This is a genomic window from Neorhizobium descurainiae, from assembly GCF_051400715.1.
GTDB lineage: Bacteria > Pseudomonadota > Alphaproteobacteria > Rhizobiales > Rhizobiaceae > Neorhizobium.
In genome coordinates, this window is sequence record NZ_JBLFFK010000011.1 from 175,270 (window position 1) to 199,529 (window position 24,260).

Genomic DNA, 24,260 nt, shown 5'->3' on the forward strand with positions numbered 1-24,260 from the left:
GGTCAATCTTAGAAATCTGCGGCGGTTTTACAATCAGAACCGCTCGCCGGCGAAATGGGCGATCTGCGCGCCCGCCTCGTAATAGGCTTCCTTCAGCGCACGTAAGCCCGGTTCCTTCGGTTCGGTCGGCGGCAGCGGCAGGTCGGTTTCCGGTACTTCGCCGAGAACATGGCGAGCCAGGAGCCTGCCGAAGGCCGTGCCAGGCGCGATGCCGCGGCCATTGTAGCCGGAAAAGCCGATGACGTTCTTGCCGAACTTATGGAAGCGCGGCAGCGCGTTGTCGGTCATGCCGATCTTCCCGTACCACTCGGCCTCGAATTCCACCTCGCCGAGCTGCGGAAAGATGCGCCTTAAGGATCGCCGCGCCCAGGCCTTGTGGATCGCCGTGCCGGTGCCGCGCAGCGCGCCGACCGAACCGAAGACAAGCCGGCCGGCCTGGTCCATGCGGAAGGAGGAGAGGATTTCCTTCGTATCCCAGCAGCCTTCGCGGTTGGGCAGGATGGAACGGCGCAGATTGTCGCCGAGCGGCACCGTGGCGAGGTTGAAATAGGGAAGATGCACCTGCTCGCGGCGCACGGTTTCCCAGGGGCCGGTGCTGTAGGCGTCGGTCGCGACGATGACCCAGTCGGCGGAGACTTCTCCCTCAGCTGTCGTTACGACTTTCCGGCCACTCGCTTCGCCGGCACTGATCACCGCGCTGCCGGTATGGAGTTTCGCGCCGGCCTTGACGGCCGCATGCGCCAGGCCGCGGGCATAGGCGAGCGGCTGCAGCGTGCCGGCGCGCATGTCGAGCAAGGAACCGGCATAGGCCCTGGTGCCGATGCGCCGCTCGGTCTCGACGGAATCGAGAAGCGTCACCGGCGCGCCCCGCTTCTGCCACTGCCGGGCGCGCTCCTCCAGTTCCTTCATTCCTGCCGGGCCGACGGCGCAATGCAGGGTGCCGTTCTTCTCAAGCTCGCAGGCAATGCCATGCTTCTCGATCAGCTCGCGGACGAGATAGGGTGCGCCGCCCAGCAGATCGAGCAACTTTTCGCCGTAAACCGGACCGAGCTCTTTCGGAAAATCGTCGGGCATCACCCACATGCCGGCGTTGATGAGACCGACATTGCGGCCCGCGCCGCCGAAGCCTATCTCCGCCGCCTCCAGCAGCCTTACATCGACGCCGGCCTCGGCCAGATGCAGCGCCGCCGAAAGGCCCGTATAACCCCCGCCGACGATCACCACGTCGGCCGAAACGTATTCTGCCAGCCGCGGCGCGGGAGGCGGCAGGGGCGCGGTCTTTTCCCAGAGGCCGTGAGAGCGGGGATCGTTCAGCATGATGGATTGTCCGGAGGCATCACTCACCAACTCTTTACAGAGGGCTGTTATCGATGAATATCGACATGTTCTCAACAGGTCATTCGCCGGAGGAATGACATGCTGCCGCCCCGGCGCTTCCTTCCCTCATTCTCGCTTCTGGCGGCTTTCGAAGCGGCTGCCCGCACCGGCAGCGTCACGGCGGCGGCGAATGAGCTCGGCCTCACCCAAAGCGCCGTCAGCCGTCAGATCTCGGCGCTGGAAAAGCAGCTCGGGGTGGCGCTGTTCCTGCGCGAGCGCCAGACGATCCGCCTGACGATCGCGGGCGACACCTATGCCCGGGAGGTGCGGGAGGCGCTGCGCCGCATCTCGAACGCCTCGCTCAATCTCCGGGCCAATCCCTCCGGCGGCACGCTCAACCTCGCCATCCTGCCTTTCTTCGGCACCCGCTGGCTGACCCCGCGGATCAGGCATTTTCTCGAGGCCCATCCGGGCATGGTCGTGAATCTCATCACGCGGCTCGAGCCCTTCGACTTTCGTTTCGATACGCTGGACGCGGCGATCCATTTCGGCGCGGCGCGCTGGCCGGGCGCGGCGCTCACCTTCCTGATGGACGAGGAGGTGCTGCCGGCCTGCAGCCCGGAATTCCGGCTGCGGCACAATCTTCGGACGCCTGCGGATGTGCTGAAGGTGCCGCTCCTGCATCTCAACACGCGGCCCGATGCATGGGAACGGTGGTTCAAGACGAACCGGATCGCGTTCGATGCGTTGCACGGCATGCTGTTCGACCAGTTCATGCCGATGGTCGAGGCCGCGGCTGCGGGCCTTGGTGCTGCGCTTCTGCCACGCTTCCTGATCGGCCGCGAACTGGAACAGGGTCTTCTGGTGCCGGCGGTGGAAGCCGAGAGGATGGAGACAGGGCAGTATTATCTTGCCTATCCGCCGGATCGCGCCACCTATCCGCCGCTCGCCGCCTTCCGGAACTGGATCATCACGGAGATCGAGAAGGAGCAGCTTGCGAACGGCGGCCGCATCGGCCAATAGTCGTTCTCTATCCATCATGATCGCAAAAGGCGATCCGACCGACGGGAAGACGTCCGATGAAACCCATTTTCGTCCAACTCCGCTGCAAGCCCGGCAAGACCTATGAGGTCGCCGATGCCATCTACAAGACCGAACTCGTATCCGAACTCTATTCCACCAGCGGCGATTGGGACCTGCTGCTCAAGGTCTATATCAAGGAAAACGATGAAATCGGCCGGTTCGTGAATGAGAAGATCGCGGCAATTCCGGGCATCGAGCGGTCGCTGACGACGATCACGTTTACCGCGTTCTGATTGCGGCACCGCGGCGGCCAACAAAAAAGCCGCCCGAAGGCGGCTTTTGCAAGGACTTTAAAAAAGGTTCAGACATGCGCCGTCGGCGCGATATTGCGCGAGCGCACCAGATCGCGAATGGCAAGGCGCACTTCGTCGGCGGAATTGAAACGCCGCTCGTCGAGATCGATGACATGGAATTTGACGGCGATGAACTTCAGCCGGTCCTCATCCGGAATGACAATACCGACGGGCTCCCCGCCGAATTCAATAACTTGCTTCTGCATGGCAGACTCCCGCTATGGCCGCTTGAATGCAGCTTTGGCGAATGAAATTTTCAGGAACGATTGAACCGAAAGCGTTACATTCGACAGCACGGAAGGGAGCGGCGATCCGTGCCGATCATTTTGGACGCACCTTCACCGAAGGCGGCGACGAAAACATATTTGACCATGTCACTCTCCCTCTTGGCGTTGCGCGAAACCGATCAGATTCTTCCGATCGAATGATGATCAGCTGTAAGCGAGTCCCACAGCGTGATCAACGGAAATCGGTATAACTAGAATTTTTTTCTTTCCGATGACAGGAAGAAGGCGGAATTGTGAAATTTCGTTCGCGAATTCCGGCTCCCGTCCGTCAACGCTTAAATAGGTGGTGTTGAAACCGGCGCAAGGATTGCGCGGAAAATTTTCGTCAGGGCGGTGTCAACTTTCCGAGAGAAGCGCTTCGAGACGGGCGGCAACAAGGTCGGCGCTTTCCCGGCTGAAGCAGAGCGGCGGCGCAATCCGCAGATCACCATGGCCGCTCCAGGTGGTGAAAATGCCGTCTTTCCTCAGGTCGTCGTGAAGGGCTTTTGCCGTTGCGTCGTCCACAAATTCGAGCATCAGGCAAAGACCCATGCCCTGCACTGAACGGATCGCCGGACGACGGACCGCCAATTCCTCAAGGGCCGATCTCAGGTGATTGCCGACAAGGCGGGCGTTTTCGCGGAGCGCCTCCTCTTCGCAGACGTCGAGGATCGCCGCGGCGGCCGCGCAGGCAACCGGGTTCATCTGTTTCTCGATGCGGCCTGCGGCTGCGACAGCTTCGCGCGTAAACAGGGCCGCTACATCGTCATTGCTGGGAAAGCTTGCGATGACGATGTCGGGTGAGAGGCCTGGCGCCTCAAAACCCCAGGCATGATGGCCGAGCCTTCCCCATCCCGTGCGGGTCTCATCGACGATGAGGAGGCCTTCGTTTCGGGCAAGCGCGCCGAGCGCTTCCGAAAGGCTCTCGACTGAATGTGGAAAGCCGGCAAGCAGCAATCCGGCCCTGCCGCCTTCTTCGAGCGCTGCCTTGGCATCCTGGACGCTCCCGGTTCGGAGGATCGCCGTATTCGCGGCCATCTCAGGCAATAGGCCGGTGAGGCAGACGATATCGCTCTTCCCGGTATGCAAACGTGCGAGTTGCAGGGCGTGATCCAGCGCCTCGCGATATCCCGGCAGGACAAGCACGGCCTCAAGTCCTTCCGGTGCCAGTTCGCGGAGCCGTTGGGAGAGGAGCTGCTCGGCCTCGGACGGACCGGAGGGCGCAGCGTCCAGCACGAGAAGCTGGCGGTAGGCCGCGACGGCGACCTGCGGATGGCCATGGCCGATCAATGGAGCATCATCCGTGAGATCGAAGCGGATGTGCGCCGCGGCATCGAAGAGATACTCCTTCCAACCGCGGACGGGCCGGTCGAGATGCTTGGGGGCCGGCGCATCCGCATCGAAGCCGAGCAGAGCCGCCGGCGAGGGGCATAGCTTCGACCACGTTCCCGCCGTGTCGGCGGCGCAGAAGAGCGGCGGTACGAGATCCGGATCGCGGCAGAAGCGCAGGCGCAGGCCGCCGACGGAATTTTCAGCGCCGGCGACCTGCCCGAGCGGGTCTCCCGCTTCAAGCTCCGTATCTTCGGCTGCCATGCAGTCGAGGCCTTCGACATGGAGGGTGAGATCGCGGCCTGCGAAGACAAGCCGTGGACCAGCGCTCCTGAGTGTCCCCGCGAAGGGCGCAACCGCCGCCGTGCCGGCCGGCACGCAGATATCGATATGGAGCGAGAAGCTCTCCGGTTCCTGCTGCGGATCGGTGGAACCCTTCGACAGGCGGTATTCTCCGTAGCGCGTGCTTCCGCGGCCGGTTTCCCACGCGACGCGCGCTAGCAGTTTCCAGTCGTTTTCCGGATCGGTCCAGTTGCCGCCGTATAGCAGGGGGCTTGTCACGCTCAAATCGACGAGCCGGATGCTGTCGGGGTCGACGCTCGGCAGCAGACGGCCAATGTCCGGCAGAGGTTTCGTCATTCCCGCCACATCGAGAATTGCCGCAAACATCAGCGCCGGGGAGACGGCGGTCGCCTTGTCCAGGACCATGCGGCGCCTTTCGGTCTCCTCCTGCAACTGGCGGATATCCGGAGACTGGGCGCGCCCGTTCTCCGCTTTGGCGGCGAGGATCGCCGTGCGGGCAACGACGAGCGGCCAGAGCGCTTCAAGCTCGACCGGTGTGAGCGGGTGGATGTCGTGATAGGCGCGAATCGCCGGCAGAAGGGCGAACGGGTCGCCTTCCTGATTCGACAGCAGATAGGCGCAGGTATTGGCGAGGCCTGCGATCAGCCAGCCCCTGGAAATGCTGGTGAAATCCGTCACCCCGGTCGGCAGCCAGAAACCATCCGCCACATCGCCGACGACGGCATCGGCATCGAGGTTCTGATGTGCGGCCGCGACGCGCAGGCCCGTCGCGAGCGGCTGTATGCGCCGCAGCATCGTCACCATGGCCTTGGCGATCACGTCGCGGATTTCCTGGTCGGTGACGGTGGAGAGAAGCGCAACCGTCTGCGGGCCCGCCCTGCGCAGGTCGTTCTCCGGCTCGCGCTCCAGAACCGGATGCTCGAAGCCTTCAAGATTTCTGGCGAGCGTGGCGGCGATCGAGCCGAAGGCGGCGATGGCCTGTTCCGACAGTTTTCCGTCTGCCGGCGGAGGCGTGCCGTCGAGAAAGGTGAGGAGGCGAACGCGCCGGTCCTCGCCGCCAAGCGGCAGGACGATCGCATCCGCTCCATCCTTGGCAGCCACGGGCTCGGGAACGCGCGGGCCGTCGGGCTCACGCAGGATATGGCGCATCAGCGCATGCTCGGCCTCGATTTCCTCGAGAGGCGCATCGGCGGGCGCAATCTTTAAAAGATAGCGCATGTGGCCGTTGTCGATCAGGAAGTAAGGATTCTGCCGTCCCTCGATCGGGAAGACCTGTCCGGAAAGCCCGTACTGCTCACGCAGAACCTCCTCCACCACCTCCATCGAGAGATCGGTTGAAGAAGGCTCTGGCTGCTCTGGCTGCATGTCCGACATGAACCTCTCCGGATGGGGCGCTTCCGAAGAGGATAGTGCGGCAAAACCGCGCGTCCATAGGACCCTCGCCCGGGTTTCAACCCATGCGTTCGGAAGCGTAGGAGCCCGGGCTTGGCGGGAAGACGACGGTGCGGTTGCCGTTGATGAAGGTGCGATGGTGGATATGCGCATGGATGGCGCGGGCCAGAACCTGGCTTTCCACGTCACGGCCGAGCGAGACATAGTCGTCCGGCGACTGCGCGTGGGTGATGCGCACCGTGTCCTGCTCGATGATCGGGCCCTCGTCGAGGTCGGCCGTGACGTAATGCGCCGTCGCGCCGATCAGCTTCACGCCGCGCTGGTAGGCCTGCTTGTAAGGGTTGGCGCCCTTGAAGCTCGGCAGGAAAGAGTGGTGGATGTTGATGATCCTGCCCGACATTTTCGCGCAGAGCTGGTCGGAGAGAACCTGCATGTAGCGCGCGAGCACGATCAGCTCGGTGCCAGTCGATTCGACCACTTCCAGGAGCTGGGCTTCGGCCTGCGGCTTGTTCTCCTTCGTCACCTTGATGTGGTGGAAGGGAATGTCGTTGTTGACCACGAGCTTCTGGTAATCGAAATGGTTCGACACGACGCCGACGATATCGATCGGCAGCGCGCCGATCTTCCAGCGGTAGAGCAGGTCGTTGAGGCAGTGGCCGAAGCGGGAGACCATCAGCAGCACCTTCATGCGGTTTTCCGCGTCGAAGATGTCCCAATTCATGGCGAACTTCTCGGCGATGGGTGCGAAGCCTTCGATCAGTGCGGGACGCTCGGCACCTTCTTCGGACAGAAAGCTGACGCGCATGAAGAACTTGCCGGTATCGAGGTCGTCGAACTGCGAACTATCGATGATGTTGCAACCGTTCTCGGCCAGGAAGCCGGAAATAGCAGCGACAATGCCGCGGGTCGTCTTGCAGGATACCGTCAGGACATAGTTCTTCATCTAAATCTCCCTCCTCCGCCATCGGTGGCCATTCCGTGTATACATAAAACCGGCGCCGGACAATATCCAGTCCGAATTGAAGAGGAAAAATGCCTAACGCAGCCGCTGTCACTCTTGAAATGTGTACAGCGTTCGCTCGCTTCCGCTTCCTGTTCCTCGCTGAGCTTAAAGCCCGCCGGGCAAAACTCCGTCCCTTTTGCGGCGTCCGGCTGCGCATCGCCGCCGCTTGAGTACGCATCCTCCCGAAACAACGCCTTTCGCTTTCCCGCAGGACGAAGCGAGTTACTCAGAAATGCGTGACGCGATCGCTGCCGAGCGCGCGGATGGCGCCGATCGGCCGGCCGTCAGCGCCGGGCAATGCGTCGAGGCGCACCCGTTTCGGTGTGCCGGGTGCCAGATGGAACCAGTTGTCACCGGCACGGTATCCAGCCGTGTCGATGTTGACCGACTGCGCGAAAATATCCGCCGAAAGCTCCAGCCAAAACTCTTCCCGCTCCTCGATCAGGGCGGCGGTGATTTCCGCCGGGTGCATGGCTTTTGCGCGGCCGAGCGGGAAATGAAAGGCTTCGGCAATTGGCTCTCCCGTCTCCGCGTGTTTCAGCCGGGCCACCGTCACGTCATGCGAAGGCGGACCGAAGCGGTAGGCGTAATTCGTATCGAAGAAGGCGCCGAACAGGTCGGTGCAGGCGATGCTTTGGCTGCCGCGGGAGCCAAGCATCAGCTCACGCAGGCCGGATATCACCGGCATCTTGCCGTCACGCAGGCAGGCGACTTCCAGCGTGACCGGCAAGTCGGCAGCGGTCTCGTTGAGCAGATGAACGTCAAGGCCGTTGGTGCCCTCGTCGGCAAACACGACCTGCACCGGTCGGAAGGCGCGTCTCAGCGCATGCCAGGCGGGTTTCGGCCGGCCGTCGACGCCGACCACGCCCCAGCCAGGGCCGGCCATCACGTCCTGGAGGGTGAAGACGAGCGCGCCGTTGCAGGTCGAGCCCGGCCGGCGCCATTCGGCGAAGGTCGCCTCCATCACCTCGCCGGTAACGGCGCGGGAGAGCGCCAGATAGCGTTCGAAATCGGTCTGCCGCAGTTCTTCCGGATCGGTGCCGTAAAGTTCGCCGAGATAATGATCTCTTACGTCCTCGAAGTCCCAGTCCGCGCTGGCATCGCGCGGAATGCCGGCCTTGCCGCGGCCAAGCGTCTCGGTTTCGGAAAGGTTGGAGAAGGCGAGGCATTCGGCGGCGAAACGCACATTGGCGCGCCGCGCATCCTCAAGCGGACGCTTGTAGGCGCCGACGCCGTAATAATGTGCCACACCGGCATCGGGATAGAAGGGCAGCGCGCCGCCGGAAGGCGAGTTCGCGACATAGGGAATATCCGGCCGATGTTCAGCCGAGAGGCCTGCAAGGATCTCTTCGCAGAGCGGAACCTTCCAGACGCGCTCCGGCAGGCCGAGCATCGCGCCCTGCTGCCAGATCTCGCTGCCGCCGCAAAGGACGGCAAGCGAAGGCGAGGCTTGCGTCGCCGCCAGGAATTGCCCGGCTTCCTTTTTCACGTGAATCACGAAATCCGGATCGCCGGCCGGATAATCGAAATTGGCGAACATGAAGTCCTGCCAGACCATCAGGCCGAGCTCGTCGCAGAGCGCGAAGAATTCAGGGCTCTCATAAGCCGCGATGCCGGGAACGCGGATCATGTTCATGCCCGCTTCTTTCGCGAGCCTCAGCCACGGCTCGTAGACTTTCCGGCTGCCCGGCAGCTTCACGATGTCGGCGGAAGTCCAGACCGCGCCGCGGCAGAAGGTCCTCTCGCCGTTGACGATCAGGCCGAAGTCGTCGCCATCGGCGCCGCGATCTACCACGACGCTTCGGAAGCCGGTGCGGGCGAGCGGAAATTCCTCACCGTCGATCCGAAGCGTCACGTCGTAAAGCGCCGGCTCGCCATGGGTGTGCGGCCACCAGGGTTCTACATCGGGCAGGCGGAGTTCGGCGGAATATCGGCCCTCGGTGAAGGTAAAGGCCGCTTCGCGTCCGCCACAGATCAGATGGAAATCGCGGCCGGCTTGCGCGCAGGCGAAGCCGACCTTGAGGATGCCTCCGCCATCTGCGAACTCCGGGGTGACCACAAGGTCGGCCATGCGGTTCGTGCCCGGCCTTATCAGCGAAACCGGCCGCCACGGCCCGACGGCATGGATTTCGGGACACCAGCCCGGCATGAAACCGAGCGTCGTGGTGCGGGTGAGGCGCAGGCCCTGATGGTTCATCAATCGCGGCCGCCAGCGGGCCCGCGGGCCTGTCTTTTCCAGATGCGGTTTCAGAGCCCGGAAGCAGATCGACAGTGTTTCGCCGCCGGTCAGCTCCACCGGCACGTCGTGGCTTTCGAACATGCTCTCGGAGGACAGGATCGGCCGGTCGTCGAGGAAAACTTCGGCCATCGTCGCAAGGCCGGCCAGACGCAGGATAGCCGGTCCCGGCGCTTCGCCGGCAAGCGAGCGGCGATACCAGACATCCGTGTCGATCAGCGGATCGGGATTGTCGCGGTCGAAGCGACCGACGGCCTCCAGGGCGGCGGCCGCCGTCCCCGGCACGATGGCCGGAATGTTTTCGAGTGTCGAAGGAAGATCGTCCGGCAGTCGGTAAGCACCCGGCTCGGTCAAAACCAGCGACCACCCTTCGCCAAGGAGGCTGGTCTCGGCACCGATGACCGAAAGAGCGCTCACGCCGCCTCGCGATTCTCGGTTACCGTCAGAGCCAGGTCGGCCATCAGCACGTCCCAGGCTTCGGCGGCCGGATCGAGCGCGGTCATCAGCGGCTCGAACTTCCTGCGGGTGACGGCGCGGGCAAGCTGGAATTGCGCGGATTTCGCCACTTCCGAGATCTTCAGCGCCTGCTTCTCCGCTTGCGCGAAACCCTTGCCGCTCAGCCACGCGAGATGGCTCGCCAGCAGCTCGAAATTGGCCCCGACCTGCCGCAGCGTGTTGAAGGCGTATTTGTGGAAGAAGCCGAAATCGCGCTCCGCCACGCTCTCCACCTGTGCCGGAAAGACGTCCGCGAAGGTGCGGATCGGGTTTTCCCCGGGCCGCCGGGCATAGTGGCGCCGCAGCAGCTTCCAGGCTGTTTCGCGAATCTCTTTCACGCCTGGATGGGCTTCCGGGAATTTCGCGAACTCCGTATAGGGCAGGAATGGCAGTGCGTCCGGAGCGGCATTCCTCTGGAACAGCCCGTCGAAATCCTCGCCGGACAGATGGAAGAAGCCGCCGTTGTGGAAGTAGTCCAGCTTGCGGTCCTGGGGATCGAGCCGGTTGATCGCCACGGTCGTCTTGCCGTGCTCCTGGCGGTAGGTGATGCCGCGCGTGTCTGGCAGGTAATAGCTGTCGAGTTCCATCAGCGTCAGCCGGCCGCGGCCGATCTGCTCCACCACATGCCGTTCCGGCCGGTCGAAGATCGCGAGCTCCGTCACGCGGATGCTGTAGAGCGCCTCGAGGTCCTCCAGCGGCACCTTGAAGAAGGTGAACTGGTCGCCCTCGAAATCCTGGGTCAGGGTGAAGCCGAGCATGGCTTCCGGCGGCAGGTTCCGGGCGGAAAGCACTTCGATCCAGAGATCGGCATAGCAGTTCGTCTCCGGCCACATGCGCTCAGCCGCATGCAGCGCATGCGGCTTGTAGCCTGCCGGATCGAGAGCGGGAAAGACGGCCGTCATGGCGTCAGCCCCACAGGATGGCGCGCACGTTTTCCGGCCACGCCTTCATGTCAAGGCCGTGCGTGTGGAAGAGGGCGAGCGCGATGCGCTCCAGGCCGAAGCCGACGCAGGCGGTGTGTGCCGTGGAGCCGTCCTCAAGGTAGAGGCCCCATTTCGTGCCGAATGCATCCTGATGGTAGTTGAAGCTCATGCAGGCGGTCGGCTTGGCGGCAGAGGTGATGGGGATCAGGAGCTCGAACTTCAGGTTCTGGTCCCGCTGGTTGTTGGCGAGCATTTTTCCGGCGCGGCCGAAGAAGGGGTCGTTGGCGACGTCGATCGTCACGTCGAGGCCGACCGACTTCATCATCTCGACGCCGCGGTCCATCCAGCGCTGGCGGAAATCCGTGACATGCCGTTCGCTCCCCATGCAGACGTACTCGCGCATGCGGAACAGCTGCTGGCGGGCCGGGTCCTTGGAGGGCTCGTGGCGGAAGCAGTAGCTCTGCAGGTCGTAGAGGCCGCCGGTCCCCGGCAGCCTGCCGCGGCGCGCCACCGTCGGGTAGAGCGGATAGCAGGCGGCCGGCGTCAGCACGATGTCGGTCGCCTCCTGGCCTTTGGTCCAGTCGTCGCCGACCTCAATGCATTTCAATAGGCTCATGTGGTCGAGCTCGCTGCCGCAGAAGGAATGCACCGTGCCGGCGAGCTGGGGGAAGCTCTTCATATAGCCGCTCGTCTCGAAGAATTCGCGGTTCATGCCCGGCGGAAAACGCATGGCCTCCGCGCCGTCGGCACCGCCCACCTTGTCGATCAGCCGTTCGAAGGCGGCGATCACGTCCTCGAACTGGCCGCTGCGGCCATAGAGCCCGTCGACGCCGGTCTCGATCAGAAGGCCCGCATCGAACAGGCGATCGAGAAAGGAAACTTGCATATCCATGGCTTCACCTCATTCAATTCCCTGACGGGCAATTCATTTGACGGGGGGCGTCAGCCGAGAAGGCTGGTGTCCGGTTTCTGCACGAGCAGCATGGTCGACGTATTGCCGAGGATGCGGTCGTTGGAGATCATCAGCTGGGCGGAATGGGCATCGCGCAAGTGCCGGCCGAGGCTGTAGGGCGTGCCGTTCTTGTAGCCCATGATGCCGCAGATGATCATCGCCTGGTTGATGATCGTCAGGATCGTCTCGGAAGAAGCGAGCTTGACGTTGTTCATGGCGATCGTGAAGGCCATGGAGGAGAGCCGGTCCGGATCGGCCTTGGCATCCGCATAGACCTTCAGGCCGGAAAGGATGCTGGCCTTCAGGAGCTGCAGCAGGTTCGATGCTTCCGCCAGCCTGAGGGCGCCGGGAGGCTGGGTGCCGTTCGCTTTGCGGGCGGCGGCGCGCACGAAGGCCTGGGCGCGAAGGACAGCGTCCGCCGCGATGCCGTACCAGACGGCGCTCCAGAGCAGGTGCGATGTCGCGAGCATGGACTGTGCTGCAATCTCGGCAAACGGCTTCGGGAATATCTGGATCGCTGGCGCCTCTCCCTGGAACAGGAAGCCGTCGGAGCAGGTACCGCGCATGCCGAGCGTATCCCAATCGACCGTCTTCCGGAGCGTGTATTGCCCCTTCTTGAAAACGGTCATGACCTGATCGCCCGAAGCGGCCTTCTCGTGTGACCGCGAAGTGACCATGATCGCATCCGCATGGGCGCCGTAGGAAATGACGGTAGCGTCCTTCGTCAGCCGGCAGATGCCGTCCTCGACCTCGATCGCGCAGATGGAGTTGCGCATGTTGCCGCCGATGCCGGCTTCCGTCGTCGCGGAGGCGACGAGGAGCTGCCGGGCGGCGAGCTCGCGCATGAAATCCCTGTGCCATTCGCTGTCGCCGCCGTGCTCGACAAGGCTCGACACCTTGATCTGGTGCATGGCGAAGACCATGGCGCTTGCGGCGCAGGCCTGCCCCAGAATGGAGCAGACCTCCGCGATCTCCTGCGTCGTTGCGCCTTCGCCGCCAAGGGCCGGGGGGATCTGGATGCCGAGCAGGCGCTCGGCCTTCATGGCCTCGACCGCCTCGCGGGGGAAGCGGCCTTCCTGATCGACGCGATCGGCGAATTCGGCGGCCGTCGTTGCCACGCGATGGGCGCGCGCGCCGAGGCTCATATCGGTTGCAACAGCGGCGAGGCTCATTACGCTGCCTCGCGGGCTTTCATGATCTGGGATACGGTCTCCTCGATCGCCGAGATGCTGGAGAAGGACTTGCGATTCAAGAGGTTATCCGGAAACTCGATATCGAAGGCCTCTTCGATCGCCAGCATAAGCTGCACGGATGCGAAGGAAGAAAGGCCCGCCGCATAGAGATCGGCGCCGTCCTCAAGCCCGGTCACGGCGACGGGGAGGCCGCCAACCCGTGTCAGCAATTCGCGAATGGTCTCGTTCATCAGACATCCCCCGGATGGTGTTGCGTTCATCGCTGAAGAGATGATTTAGGCCGGAAAGCATAAGATTCCGGTAAGAAACGTGATGAAATTAGGGCTGCGGGATTCGCTAAAATTCAAACGAAAAGCTTAAACCGGGCGGCACGGTTTCTTGTTTGGGGAGGCCGGCGCGCCCGTCCGATCTCCCTTCAGGGGGAGATGCCCGGCAGGGCAGAGGGAGTGTGACGAGGCAAATCAGAGCCTTAAGCTGCGCGCGAACGACAAGCCGCATCATTTCGGAGGGTACCGATGTTCCTCTCCGTGGAAATCGCTGACCGAATAACAGCCGCCGTCGTCCCGTCGCGCAGCGCTTTTCCCGATCACTGCCTTGCCGTGACCGCCGGGAATATCCAGCACATAGGTCGGCTGGCAGAGGCCGGAAATGTTTCCGCGCAAGGCTGCAACGATCTTCTGCCCTTCGGCGATATCCAGCCGGAAATGGCCGGTGCCGGGCGCGAGGTCCGGATGATGCAGGTAATAGGGTTTGATCCGCGTCTCGACGAAGGCCTTCATCAATTCGCCGAGCACGGCCGGATCGTCGTTGACGCCCTTCAGCAATACCGTCTGGCTGACCATCGGAAAGCCGGCGTCGATCAGCCGGGCGCAGGCGGCCCGAGCCGCTTCCGTCAGCTCGCGCGGATGGTTGGCGTGGAGCGCCACATAGACCACCTTGCCGCTTTCCTTGAGCGCCGCGATCAGTGCCTCGTCGATATGGGCGGGATCGACCGCCGGCACGCGGGTGTGGAAGCGGACGATCTTCACATGCGGGATGTCCGCAAGTCCGCGCATGATGGCGGCAAGCCGGCGGGGCGAGAGCACCAGCGGGTCGCCGCCGGTCAGGATGACTTCCCAGATGTCCGCATGCTGCCGGATATAGGCGAGCGCGGCCGTCAATTCTTCCGGGGCAAGCGTGCCTTCCCCTTGGGGGCCGACCATTTCGCGGCGGAAGCAGAAGCGGCAATAGACCGGGCAGATATGCACCGCCTTCAGCAGCACGCGATCCGGATAGCGGTGCACGATGCCCTTGACCGGGCTGTGCGCGTGGTCGCCGATCGGATCGAGGCGTTCCTCCGGCGTGATTAGCAGTTCGCCCGGATCGGGCACGAACTGCCTCGCGATCGGGTCTTCGAGGTCGGCGCGGTCGATTAGCGAGACGACGGTCGGCGTCAGCGCAATCGCATAGCGATCAGCCACGGCGCGGATGCCGTCGAGACTTGCCGGCTCGATTAGCCCGGCCGATGCCAGATCTTCGGGCGTTTTCAATGAGCGCGCGGCGGCCGTCATTCAAACACCTCCGCGACGGGCGCCCACATCACCTGGTCGATGCGGGACGCGCCCGTCGCCAGCATGGCGAACCGGTCGAAGCCAAGTGCTGCGCCGCTCGCCTCCGGCATGATCGCAAGCGCGTCGAGGAAATCCTCGTCAATCGGATAGCGTTCGCCGTAGATGCGCGCCTTCTCCGCCATCTCGTGCTCGAAGCGGCGGCGCTGCTCGCCGGCATCGGTCAGTTCGCCGAAAGCGTTAGCCAGTTCGACGCCGCAGGCATAGAGCTCGAAACGTTCGGCCACGCGCGGATCGCGGACAGATGGTCGCGCAAGGGCGGCTTCGGAAACGGGATATTCGCAAAGGATCGTCGCGCAGCCCTGGCCGAGATGCGGTTCGACCCTTTCGATCAGAACCTTGCTGAAGAGGTCGGCCCAGGTGTCGTCCGCAGCAAACCGGATGCCGGCCTGTTTCAGACCCTCTGCCAGGCAATCGCGGTCGGTCTCGCCATGCGGGGTAACGGAAGCCAACAGATCGATACCGGCAAACTTATCGAACGCTTCCGCAAGCGTCAGGCGTTCCGGCTCCGCGAACGGATCGATCTCCATGCCGCGGAAGGCGAAGCGCTCCGTCTTCGTGGTTTCGGCCGCAAGCGCCAGTATCTCGGCGCAATCGGCCATGAGCCGCCCGTAATCTTCGCCAGTGCGGTACCATTCGAGCATGGTGAATTCCGGATGATGCAGCGGTCCGCGCTCCCGGTTGCGGTAGACATGCGCGAAGGTGAAGGTGCGCTTCTCGCCGGCGGCCAGCAGCTTCTTGCATGCGAATTCCGGCGAGGTGTGCAGGTAGAGCGGCGCCCTTGCGCCGTCGATCGCGACCGCCTCCGTCGCGAAAGCATGCAGATGCGTTTCGTTGCCCGGCGAGACCTGCAGCGTCGCGGTATCGATCTCGATGAAATCCCTTTCGCCGAAAAAATTACGCAGCGCCGCCTGAACTGCGTTGCGGCCCATCAGGAAGGGCCGGCGGTCCGCATGGTTTTCCGGCGTCCACCAGGACGAACGGGATATGGCGGCTCGGGACAGGTTCATTTACGGCTTTCTTCGCCGGTTCTTTCCGGCAAGGCTTCCACTTTGCGCGGTTTTAGGGTAGTTCCGCCCGGAAAACAGACACTCGGTAACGAGGGCCGTCCTTCGGGCCGGTTATCGCCCGGTCCTCTACGACGCATTTTTGGCAGTTACAAGCCGGTACGCACCACAAGGAATCCCATGGTCAAGATCATCGCCTCTTCCGTCCGCAAGGGCAATGTCCTCGAAGTCGACGGCAAGCTCTATGTCGTTCTCACTGCCCAGAACTTCCACCCGGGCAAGGGCACGCCGGTCACCCAGGTGGACATGCGCCGCATCGTCGATGGCGTGAAGGTGTCGGAGCGCTGGCGCACCACCGAACAGGTCGAGCGCGCCTTCGTGGAAGACGTCAACTTCCAGTACCTCTACGAAGACGGCGAAGGCTTCCACTTCATGAATCCGGCGACCTACGACCAGGTCGTGGTCGATGTCGATACCATGGGCGACCAGAAGGCCTATCTCCAGGAAGGCATGACCTGCATCCTCTCGATCCACGAAGGCGTGCCGCTGGCGATCGAGCTGCCGCGCCATGTGACGCTCGAAATCGTCGAAACGGAACCGGTCGTCAAGGGGCAGACGGCGTCCTCCTCCTATAAGCCGGCCATCCTCTCCAACGGCATCCGGACCATGGTGCCGCCGCATATCGATGCCGGCACCCGCGTCGTCATCGCGACGGAGGACAATTCCTACGTCGAACGCGCCAAGAACTGATTTCTCCAGTTTTTCAAGCTGTCATAAAAAAAACCTCCGGAGCCGCTGCTCCGGAGGTTTTTTGTTGTCGGCGAATGCCGGGCTTATTTCTTGGCCAGTGCCGCGGCGACCTTGGCATCGACCTGGCCGAAGCCGTAGCCGCCGCCGATCGCCACGTTGAGCGAGACAAAGTCCTGGGCGACCTGCTGCACGGCCTGAGCAAGGCTGGCCTGAGCGGTCGAGACCTGACGCTGCGCATCGAGAACGTCGAGCAGCGAGGATGCGCCGTCGCGATAGCTCGCGGTCGCGAGCTGCAACGCTTCCTGATAGGATCTCACCGTAGCCTGCAGGGCCTCGACCGTGCGGCGGTCGCGGGCCACGGCGGCAAGCGCATTTTCCACTTCTTCCACGGCGCCCAGCACTGTCTGCTTCCAGACGAGATACTGTTCGCGGGCCGCGGATTCGGAGGCGGACAGGTTCGCACGGAGCGCGCCGCCATCGAAAATGGGCAGGCTGAGACCCGGTCCGAACGACCAGCCGAGAACGCCGCTCTCGCCACTGGCGATCCTGGTGTAGGACGGAGTGATCGAACCACCGAGCGTGATGGCCGGATAAAGCTGCGCTTCCGCGACGCCGATTTCCGCAACGGCGGCTGCGAGCTGGCGTTCGGCAGCACGAATGTCGGGCCGGTTGCGGATGAGGTCGGCAGGAATGCCGGCCCTCGCGTTGAAGCGTGCGACGGGCTGGCGCGCACCCTTCTGAAGCTCGCTAACCAGGGACGAGGCCGGCAAGCCGAGAAGAGTGGCGATGCGGTGGGCCGCAGTCCGGAACTGGGTTTCGAGACCGGGCAACTCCGCGAGCGTCGAATTCACGAGACCTTCCGACTGGACGACGTCGAGCCTGGATGCGGCACCCGCTTCAAGCTGCAGTTTCGTGAGGTTCAACGTTTCGCGGCGTGATTCGAGGTTCTGCCGGGCGATGGCGATCCGTTCCTGATAGTAGCGCACATCGATATAGGAGGAGGCGACCTGCGACAGAAGCGTCAGCCGCGCCACGTCGACATTGGCATAGGCCGCATCGAGATTGGCAAGGGCGGATTCCTTGGAGCGGCGATAAAGCCCGAAAAGATCGAGGAACCAGGAGGCCGTCAGATTGCCTCCGACTGTCGTCTGGGGGCTGGCCGACGTCGGGCTGAGCGGCCCTCCGATGTCCTTGGTGCCGCTCCGTTCAGCCGAAGCGCCGAGATCGAGCGACGGCAGGGAGCCTGCGCCGGCGCTGACGACGGAGGCCTGGGCCTGGTTGATTCGCTCCAGCGCCTGCAGCACGTCGAGGTTCTGGTTCAGACCCTGCTGCACATAGCCGTTCAGGCGGCTGTCGTTGAAGGCCTTCCACCAGGCGACCTGCGACACGTCCCCGTTGCTGGCGGCGCCGGCTTCCGCAAACTTGCCCGGGAGGGCAATTTCCGGCGGCGTATGGTCAGGGCCGACGACGCAGCCCGAGAGGAGGAGTACGGTGGTCAGAGGAGCGACAACACGAATGAATAACATTTTTCTGTCCCGGTGCCCTACAACGCGTGGAAGTCAGACATTCATGCCGCTTCCGATTTGCACCGTCAGGAACGATTCGTGCGGCCCCTGACGGCATTCAACGTCTAATACGTTAACGAACGTATGCTTTATGCTACGCTTTTTCACGGTTTGATAACCGCCTAACGACAACAAAGAAGGACGGAACAAAGAAAATTCCGAGGAGTGTTGCAGAAAGCATACCACCCAATACCCCGATACCGATCGCGTTCTGGGCGGCGGAGCCGGCTCCGGTCGCGATGGCCAGCGGGACGACGCCCAGAATAAAGGCGAGCGACGTCATGACGATCGGCCTCAAGCGCAGCCGGGCCGCCTCCAGGGTCGCTTCGACCATGCTCATTCCGCCCTCCTGACGATCCTTGGCGAATTCCACGATCAGGATCGCATTCTTCGCCGCCAGGCCGATCGTCGTCAGAAGGCCGACCTTGAAGTAGACGTCATTCTCCTGCCCGAGGAAATGCGCCGCAGCCAGCGCGCCGAGCACGCCGACCGGGACCGCCAGAATGACCGAAAAGGGAATCGACCAGCTTTCATAGAGCGCCGCGAGGCAGAGGAAGACGATCAGCACCGAGAGCGCGTAGAGCATCGGTGCCTGCGAACCAGAAAGCCGTTCCTGATAGGAGATCCCCTGCCACGCTACGGAGTAGCCGCCCGGCAATTGCGCCGTCAGCCGTTCCATTTCGTCCATCGCCTGGCCGGTGCTGACGCCTGGGCCTGCAGCGCCTTCCAGCGGGATCGCACTCGTGCCGTTGAAGCGCGCGAGCTGCGGAGTGCCGCTGATCCATTCGACCGTGCTGAAGGACGAGAAGGGAACCATTTCGCCCTTGTTGTTGCGCGCATACCAGTGCTTCAGGTCGTCCGGTTGCATGCGATAGGCCGCATCGCCCTGGACATAGACCGGTTTCAACTCGTTGTTCAGCGTGAAATCGTTGACGTCGCGGCCGGCGAAGATGGTGGCGAGCATCAGGTTGACCGAAGCGAGATCGACGCCCATGGCGCCCAGCTTTTCCTGGTCGAGCAGGATTTTCAGCTGGGTTTCGGAGCGCTGGGTGCTGCTGCGCAGCGAGCTGATGTTCGGGTTGCCCGTGCCGGCCTGCATGAGCTGCTGCGATGCCCGCGTCAGGGCGTCATTGCCGTTGTTGCCGCTGTCCACGAGATACATGGAGAAGCCGCTCGATGTGCCGAGACCCTGGATGGCAGGCGGCAGCAGCGCGAAGACCTGAGCATCGCGCAGCGTGAAGAAATAGCCGCCAGCGCGCTGCACGACGGCTGCGGCCGACTGTTCCGGCCTCGTGCGCTCCGCGAAGTCCTTGAGCTTCGTGAAGACGATCGCATTGTTCTGCCCGCTGCCGCCGAAGCTGAAGCCGAGGACGCCGAACACGGTATCGACGCTATCCTTCTCCTGCTCCCTGAAATAGGCTTCGACCTTCTTGACGACTTCATCCGTGCGCGTGGTGGTGGAGCCGGTGGGCGTCTGAATGATGGTCAGCAGCACGCCCTGGTCTTCCTGCGGCAGGAAGGAACTTGGAAGCTTCGTGAAGAGCCAGGCACAGCCGCCGATGACCAGCGCGAACATCACCATCACCCGCAGCGGACGCTTCAACAGGTAGCCGATCGTGGAGACGTATCCGCCGGTCGTGCGGTCGAAACCGCGATTGAACCAGGCGCCGATGCCGCGCCGCTTCTTGTGATGATCGATCGGCTTCAGCATGGTGGCGCAAAGCGCCGGCGTCAGTACGATGGCGACCAGCGCCGACAGGAGCATGGCCGACACGATGGTGACCGAGAACTGGCGGTAGATGATGCCGGTCGAGCCGCCGAAGAAAGCCATCGGAATGAAGACGGCGGTGAGTACGAGCGCAATGCCGATGATCGCGCCGGTGATCTCGCCCATGGATTTTTCGGTCGCTTCGAGAGGACCCAGGCCCTCCTCGTCCATGATGCGTTCGACGTTTTCCACCACGACGATGGCGTCATCGACCAGCAGGCCGATCGCCAGAACCATGGCGAACATGGTGAGCGTGTTGATCGAATAGCCGGTGATCGCCAGGATGCCGAAGGTACCGAGCAACACCACCGGCACCGCAATCATCGGAATGAATGTTGCCCTCAGGTTCTGCAGGAAAATCAAAAGCACCACGAAGACGAGGATGATGGCCTCGATCAGAGTATGGACGACCTTTTCGATCGAAAGCTGAACAAATGGCGTGGTGTCATAGGGATAGGTGATTTCCACGCCGTCCGGAAGATTGGGCGCGAGCTCAGCCAATTGCGCCTTCACGCGCGCTGCCGTGTCGAGCGCATTGGCGCCGGTTGCCAAGTTGACGGCAAAACCGGTGGAGGGAAGGCCGTTCTGACGTGAGCTGCCGCCATAGGATTCCTGACCGATCTCGACACGGGCGACATCGCTCAGACGTACGGTGGCGCCGTCCTGCTCCACCTTCAGGATGATCCGCTCGAACTCGTCGACCGTGGTCAACTGGCTCTGCGCCGTCATGGTGACGGTCAATTGCTGACCTTCCGTTGCAGGAAGACCTCCAAGGGAACCGACCGAAACCTGCGTGTTCTGCGCCTCGATGGCCGAGGTCACGTCGGCTGCCGTCAGCTGGTACTTCTGCAACTTGAAGGGATCGAGCCAGACGCGCATGGCGTAGCCGGAGCCGAAGATATCGATGCTGCCGACGCCTTCGAGCCGCTTTACCTGGTCTTCGATCTGCGTGGCGAAGACGTCGCCGAGATCGACCGAGCTGCGTTTGCCGTCGGTAGAGACGAGCGCACCGACCATCAGGATGCTTGAGGTGGACCGTGCCACCTGAATGCCCGCCTGCTGTACCACGTCCGGCAGCTGCGACTGCACAAGCTGCAGCTTGTTCTGTACCTGAACCTGGGCGATGTCCGGCAGGATGCTGTTGCCGAAGGTCAGGGAGACTTCCGAGCGTCCCGTCGATGACGAAGACGTCATGTAGGTGAGGTCATCGAGCCCGGTCATGCCGTCTTCGATGATGCTTGTCACCGATTTCTCGACCGTTTCGGCGCTTGCGCCGTTGTAGGACGCGGTAATGCGAACCGTTGTCGGGGCGATCTCCGGGTATTGCGAAATGGACAGCGTCACGATGGCAAGCGCGCCGCCGAGCATGATGACGATCGCGATGACCCAGGCGAAGACCGGTCGCCGGATGAAGAAGTTGGCCATTCAATTGTTTCCTTGCGGCGTTTCGTCGTTACCGGTTCTGCTCTGTTCTCAAGGCTGGGCGGCCGCAGGCTTTGCCGCTTCGACGACGAAGCCCTGATCATCGACCGTCGCCTCGACAGGCTGGACGGTCGCGCCTTCGGCGATCCACTGGAAGCCGTCGACGATCAGGCGGTCGCCATCGGCAATTCCCTCCGTGACGAGCCAATTGTTGCCGGAAACATTGCTGGTGGGGAAAGTGCGGGTCTCGACCTTGCTGTCGGCAGTCACGAACTTGGCGGAAAGCTCGCCGCGAGCGTTGCGTGTCGCGGCCCGCTGCGGGATGAGATAGCCGTTCTCGTTGCCGAGCGTGACCGTGGCGCGCATATACATGCCCGGCAGGATGATGTTGTCGGGATTGTCGAACTGGGCGCGGATCTGATAGGTGCCGGTGGTTTCGCTGACTGCCATTTCCGACATATCCAGTTTCCCGGTGTGGGAATATTCGGTTCCATCTTCCAGGGTGAGGCGTATATCCGCCTTGCGCGGGTCGCCGCTCAGCCGGCCGGAAGCCATGGCGGAGCGCAGTTCCAGAAGATTGGCGCTCGAATCGATCAGATCGATGTAGATCGGGTCCAGCTGCCGGAGCGTCGTCAGAGCGGTCGTCTGGTTGGCGGTGACGATATTGCCGATGCTGACATTGGAGATGGAGGTGACGCCGTCGAAGGGGGCCCGGATTTCGGTGAGGCCGAGATTGATTTCGGCGGCCTGCAGCGCGGCTTTGGACTGCTCGACATCGGCCTGCGCCTGGAGCAGGGTCACGCGCGCGTTCTCGTATTCGATCTGCGTCGCGCCGCTATTCACCAGCCGCTCGTAACGGGAAAGGTTGGCCTGGGCGCTCGGAATGCTGGCTTCCGCCTTGGAAACGCTGGCGCGCGCCTGCGCAGTCTCCGCCGCATAGGTGCTGTCCTCGATCTTGTAGAGAAGATCACCGGCCTTGACCTCGCTACCCTGCTTGAAGGCGATCTCCTTGATCTCTCCCGTCACGCGCGGCCGGATGTCGGCGATCTGGAAAGCGGAGGCGCGGCCCGGCAGGACGGCGGTGATCGGCTGCTCGGATTTCTTCATAGCCACGACGCTGACCGGTTGCGGCGGCCGCTGCGGTGCGCCGCCCGCGCCACCATCTCCGGCGGCCTGCTGGCCCGAATCGCTGCAAGCCGCGAGCAGCACGGAAAGAAGCAGGGGAAGGATCAATTTGCGTCCGGTCATGGCGTCATCCAAGCAAAGCGTCTGGGCAATCGCCACGGCAGACGGTATTGCCGGGGCGGGGGGCAGAGAAGTTAACCCGTCTTAGTCAGTCAGGCCAGTGGGGGTCGAAAAAGACGATTCAACCGGCATTTTCATGGCCGGGGAAGTGACGTAAGTTAAAAATCGTCACTTTACAAGAGGATTTTGCAGCGCAGCATTCACAAGTCTGGTGAGGCCCTCGCACCGGTCGTAGAGTTCGGTCTCGCCCGACTTGGCCAGAATGACGGGGTGCAGCACGCTTGCGAAGGCCGCCGCCACATGCCGGCTGACCGCATGGGGATCGACGCATTTGTAGGCGCCGCTCTCGACCCCCTGGCGGATGAGATCGGCGAACAGGGTCTCGATCAATGCCTTGTAATGCCGTCCGCTCGGCAGATCGGCTTCGGACATCAGGAAGATCATCTCGAACAGGAAGGGGTTTTCGCGAATGTCCTGGAGATGCGCCTCCATGAGCTTGCGAACGACGATCGCAAGCCGCTCAGGCGCCGGCGCCGGTTCGTCCAGTGTCCCGAACCGGCCGATCATGCGGCTGATATGCCGGTCGCAGATGGCGTCCGCGAGCGCCGCCTTGGAGTGGAAATGCTTGAAGATATTGGCGGGCGACATATGCAGCGCATGGGCGACATCGGCGATCGAGCACTTTGCGATGCCGCGCTCGCGGAACAGGGTTTCCGCCGTAGCGAGGATATCCTCCCGCGTCTCTTCCGCTTTTCGCCTCGGTCTTCGCACTCTCATCTCTTCAAAATACCGGACAGTTTTTTCGGACGGCAGCTCAATGCGTGCCGAAAAAGGGCTCCAGGTTCCTGCGGATGCGGTCGAGCACGGTCGCGCCGCTGGTATCGGGAACGAAAGCCTCTCCGGTGATCGTTTCATAGGCGGTGCGGTAAACCCCGGCGGTCGCCTCGACCAGATCCGCGGGGATCGGCGGGATCTCGTCCTTATATGGATCGCAACGCTCGACCACCCAGGCCCGGATGAAATCCTTGTCGAAACTTTTCGGCCGCGTGCCGTTCCGGAAGGCTTCTTCATACCCTTCGGCGATCCAGTAGCGGCTGCTGTCCGGCGTGTGGATCTCGTCGGCGAGAATGATGTTGCCTTCCCTATCCGTGCCGAATTCGTATTTGGTGTCGACGAGGATAAGGCCGCGCTGTTCGGCCAATTCCTGTCCGCGGGCAAAAAGCGCCAGCGCGTAGCGGGAGAGCGTCGCCCATTGTTCCGGAGCCAGAAGGCCGCGGTCGATAATCTCCTCCGGCGTCAGCGGCTCGTCATGGCCGCCGTCGAAGGCCTTACTGGTGGGCGTGATCACCGGTTCAGGCAGCACTTCGTTGTCCTTCAGTCCGTTGGGAAGGTTAAGCCCGTACATGGTCCGCTCGCCCTTCCTGTAAAGAGTAAGAAGGGATGTGCCTGTCGTGCCGGCGAGATAACCCCGCACGACGATCTCGACCGGCAGGATATCGAGGCGCCTGCCAATCACGACGTTGGGGTCCGGGTGGGCGATGACGTGATTGGGGCAGATATCCCTGGTCGCCTCGAACCAGTAGCGCGCAGTCTGCGTCAGCACGTGCCCCTTGTCGGGGATCGCGGTCAGGATCCGGTCGAAGGCGCTCAGGCGATCCGTGGCGATGATGATACGGCTGCCGTCGGCAAGGTCGTAATTCTCGCGCACCTTGCCGCGGTAATAGTTCGGCAGTTCGGGAATGAAGGCATCGGAGAGAACGCGCACGGAACCACTTTCTGAAGAATTTTCGGGGTGCCTCCGCTATCGCATGTTTTGCTGCGGCTGCACAAGAATGGCCGAAAATTGCACGCTGCGGCTTCAAGCCATCCCCGGCCTGCGGCGCGTTCTCCCGACGAATGCGTTAACAATGGTTAACAGCGAAGAAAGGCCGTGTGAACCGGAATTTCACATTCATTCCAACGTGTTGCACGATTCTTCGTTTTTTCCGATTCAAGCCTGTTGACTTGTTTCTTGGGGAGCGATTATAACGCCGCTCACTGACGAGGGCGGCGGCGCTGCTGGCGACGAAGTCCTTTGTTCTGAGACCTCCTAGAGAAGTTGGCGGATGCTG

19 protein-coding genes are annotated in these 24,260 nt (G+C 62.7%); 3 read left to right on the forward strand and 16 right to left on the reverse strand.

What is annotated here, in order from left to right:
- Positions 1-33: 33 nt before the first annotated feature.
- Positions 34-1,317: an NAD(P)/FAD-dependent oxidoreductase gene (locus tag ACMGE0_RS19545; RefSeq protein WP_436817541.1), complete on the reverse strand. Its 1,284-nt coding sequence runs from the start codon at positions 1,315-1,317 to the stop codon at positions 34-36.
- A gap of 99 nt (positions 1,318-1,416) precedes the next feature.
- Here ACMGE0_RS19545 and ACMGE0_RS19550 point away from each other — a divergent pair, with 99 nt between their 5' ends.
- Positions 1,417-2,340, forward strand: coding sequence for a LysR family transcriptional regulator (locus ACMGE0_RS19550; RefSeq protein WP_436817542.1), 924 nt, complete (start codon positions 1,417-1,419; stop codon positions 2,338-2,340).
- Between the two features lie 56 nt (positions 2,341-2,396).
- Entirely contained in the window at positions 2,397-2,633 is a 237-nt protein-coding gene (locus ACMGE0_RS19555; protein ID WP_085421505.1) for an Lrp/AsnC ligand binding domain-containing protein, read from the forward strand.
- 68 nt (positions 2,634-2,701) lie between these two features.
- Here ACMGE0_RS19555 and ACMGE0_RS19560 read toward each other — a convergent pair whose 3' ends face one another.
- The 10 genes from ACMGE0_RS19560 to epmA form a co-directional block, all read right to left on the reverse strand.
- Positions 2,702-2,899, reverse strand: coding sequence for a hypothetical protein (locus ACMGE0_RS19560; RefSeq protein ID WP_436817543.1), 198 nt, complete (start codon positions 2,897-2,899; stop codon positions 2,702-2,704).
- Between the two features lie 417 nt (positions 2,900-3,316).
- A complete protein-coding gene (locus ACMGE0_RS19565; protein ID WP_436817544.1) occupies positions 3,317-5,965 on the reverse strand; it encodes an aminotransferase class III-fold pyridoxal phosphate-dependent enzyme in 2,649 nt (882 codons plus the stop codon).
- Positions 5,966-6,041: 76 nt separating this feature from the next.
- Positions 6,042-6,926: a formyltetrahydrofolate deformylase gene (purU, locus tag ACMGE0_RS19570; protein ID WP_436817545.1), complete on the reverse strand. Its 885-nt coding sequence runs from the start codon at positions 6,924-6,926 to the stop codon at positions 6,042-6,044.
- Between the two features lie 286 nt (positions 6,927-7,212).
- The gene (locus ACMGE0_RS19575; protein WP_436817546.1) at positions 7,213-9,639 is read right to left on the reverse strand and encodes a glycoside hydrolase family 2 protein; all 2,427 of its coding nucleotides are present in this window, start codon (positions 9,637-9,639) and stop codon (positions 7,213-7,215) included.
- Positions 9,636-10,619, reverse strand: a complete 984-nt coding sequence (locus ACMGE0_RS19580) for a DUF1839 family protein (RefSeq protein WP_436817547.1) — start codon at positions 10,617-10,619, stop codon at positions 9,636-9,638. Before ACMGE0_RS19580 ends, ACMGE0_RS19575 begins: the two co-directional genes overlap by 4 nt.
- 4 nt (positions 10,620-10,623) lie before the next feature.
- The gene (locus ACMGE0_RS19585; RefSeq protein ID WP_436817548.1) at positions 10,624-11,532 is read right to left on the reverse strand and encodes an amino acid--[acyl-carrier-protein] ligase; all 909 of its coding nucleotides are present in this window, start codon (positions 11,530-11,532) and stop codon (positions 10,624-10,626) included.
- 50 nt (positions 11,533-11,582) lie between these two features.
- The gene (locus ACMGE0_RS19590) at positions 11,583-12,764 is read right to left on the reverse strand and encodes an acyl-CoA dehydrogenase family protein (protein ID WP_436817549.1); all 1,182 of its coding nucleotides are present in this window, start codon (positions 12,762-12,764) and stop codon (positions 11,583-11,585) included.
- Complete coding sequence (locus ACMGE0_RS19595) at positions 12,764-13,015, reverse strand: acyl carrier protein (RefSeq protein ID WP_436817550.1); 252 nt, start codon at positions 13,013-13,015, stop codon at positions 12,764-12,766. Before ACMGE0_RS19595 ends, ACMGE0_RS19590 begins: the two co-directional genes overlap by 1 nt.
- Before the next feature lie 267 nt (positions 13,016-13,282).
- On the reverse strand, positions 13,283-14,335 hold the full coding sequence (locus ACMGE0_RS19600; protein WP_436817551.1) for a lysine-2,3-aminomutase-like protein: 1,053 nt from the start codon (positions 14,333-14,335) through the stop codon (positions 13,283-13,285).
- On the reverse strand, positions 14,332-15,402 hold the full coding sequence (gene epmA, locus ACMGE0_RS19605) for an EF-P lysine aminoacylase EpmA (protein WP_436817552.1): 1,071 nt from the start codon (positions 15,400-15,402) through the stop codon (positions 14,332-14,334). Before epmA ends, ACMGE0_RS19600 begins: the two co-directional genes overlap by 4 nt.
- Positions 15,403-15,579: 177 nt before the next feature.
- Between epmA and efp the strand changes: the two genes are divergently transcribed.
- Positions 15,580-16,149, forward strand: coding sequence for an elongation factor P (efp, locus tag ACMGE0_RS19610; protein WP_436817553.1), 570 nt, complete (start codon positions 15,580-15,582; stop codon positions 16,147-16,149).
- 83 nt (positions 16,150-16,232) lie between these two features.
- Here the strand turns inward: efp and ACMGE0_RS19615 are convergent, their stop codons facing one another.
- The 5 genes from ACMGE0_RS19615 to ACMGE0_RS19635 all read right to left on the reverse strand — a co-directional run bounded on the left by ACMGE0_RS19615 (position 16,233) and on the right by ACMGE0_RS19635 (position 23,914).
- On the reverse strand, positions 16,233-17,675 hold the full coding sequence (locus tag ACMGE0_RS19615; protein ID WP_436817554.1) for an efflux transporter outer membrane subunit: 1,443 nt from the start codon (positions 17,673-17,675) through the stop codon (positions 16,233-16,235).
- A 133-nt stretch (positions 17,676-17,808) separates the two neighbouring features.
- Entirely contained in the window at positions 17,809-20,907 is a 3,099-nt protein-coding gene (locus ACMGE0_RS19620) for an efflux RND transporter permease subunit (RefSeq protein ID WP_436817555.1), read from the reverse strand.
- Positions 20,908-20,955: 48 nt separating this feature from the next.
- Positions 20,956-22,152: an efflux RND transporter periplasmic adaptor subunit gene (locus ACMGE0_RS19625; RefSeq protein WP_436817556.1), complete on the reverse strand. Its 1,197-nt coding sequence runs from the start codon at positions 22,150-22,152 to the stop codon at positions 20,956-20,958.
- A 165-nt stretch (positions 22,153-22,317) separates the two neighbouring features.
- Complete coding sequence (locus ACMGE0_RS19630; protein WP_436817557.1) at positions 22,318-22,920, reverse strand: TetR family transcriptional regulator; 603 nt, start codon at positions 22,918-22,920, stop codon at positions 22,318-22,320.
- Positions 22,921-22,963: 43 nt separating this feature from the next.
- On the reverse strand, positions 22,964-23,914 hold the full coding sequence (locus ACMGE0_RS19635; protein ID WP_436817558.1) for a phosphoribosylaminoimidazolesuccinocarboxamide synthase: 951 nt from the start codon (positions 23,912-23,914) through the stop codon (positions 22,964-22,966).
- Positions 23,915-24,260: the final 346 nt, after the last annotated feature.

Bases quoted from the DNA above. Each gene is read 5' to 3' on its own strand.
- ACMGE0_RS19590 (WP_436817549.1), bottom strand. From the start codon at position 12,764: ATGAGCCTCGCCGCTGTTGCAACCGATATGAGCCTCGGCGCGCGCGCC.
- ACMGE0_RS19555 (WP_085421505.1), top strand. From the start codon at position 2,397: ATGAAACCCATTTTCGTCCAACTCCGCTGCAAGCCCGGCAAGACCTAT.
- ACMGE0_RS19625 (WP_436817556.1), bottom strand. From the start codon at position 22,152: ATGACCGGACGCAAATTGATCCTTCCCCTGCTTCTTTCCGTGCTGCTC.
- ACMGE0_RS19620 (WP_436817555.1), bottom strand. From the start codon at position 20,907: ATGGCCAACTTCTTCATCCGGCGACCGGTCTTCGCCTGGGTCATCGCG.
- efp (WP_436817553.1), top strand. From the start codon at position 15,580: ATGGTCAAGATCATCGCCTCTTCCGTCCGCAAGGGCAATGTCCTCGAA.
- purU (WP_436817545.1), bottom strand. From the start codon at position 6,926: ATGAAGAACTATGTCCTGACGGTATCCTGCAAGACGACCCGCGGCATT.
- ACMGE0_RS19585 (WP_436817548.1), bottom strand. From the start codon at position 11,532: ATGGATATGCAAGTTTCCTTTCTCGATCGCCTGTTCGATGCGGGCCTT.
- ACMGE0_RS19615 (WP_436817554.1), bottom strand. From the start codon at position 17,675: ATGTTATTCATTCGTGTTGTCGCTCCTCTGACCACCGTACTCCTCCTC.
- ACMGE0_RS19600 (WP_436817551.1), bottom strand. From the start codon at position 14,335: ATGACGGCCGCCGCGCGCTCATTGAAAACGCCCGAAGATCTGGCATCG.
- epmA (WP_436817552.1), bottom strand. From the start codon at position 15,402: ATGAACCTGTCCCGAGCCGCCATATCCCGTTCGTCCTGGTGGACGCCG.
- ACMGE0_RS19560 (WP_436817543.1), bottom strand. From the start codon at position 2,899: ATGCAGAAGCAAGTTATTGAATTCGGCGGGGAGCCCGTCGGTATTGTC.
- ACMGE0_RS19565 (WP_436817544.1), bottom strand. From the start codon at position 5,965: ATGTCGGACATGCAGCCAGAGCAGCCAGAGCCTTCTTCAACCGATCTC.
- ACMGE0_RS19580 (WP_436817547.1), bottom strand. From the start codon at position 10,619: ATGACGGCCGTCTTTCCCGCTCTCGATCCGGCAGGCTACAAGCCGCAT.
- ACMGE0_RS19550 (WP_436817542.1), top strand. From the start codon at position 1,417: ATGCTGCCGCCCCGGCGCTTCCTTCCCTCATTCTCGCTTCTGGCGGCT.
- ACMGE0_RS19545 (WP_436817541.1), bottom strand. From the start codon at position 1,317: ATGCTGAACGATCCCCGCTCTCACGGCCTCTGGGAAAAGACCGCGCCC.
- ACMGE0_RS19595 (WP_436817550.1), bottom strand. From the start codon at position 13,015: ATGAACGAGACCATTCGCGAATTGCTGACACGGGTTGGCGGCCTCCCC.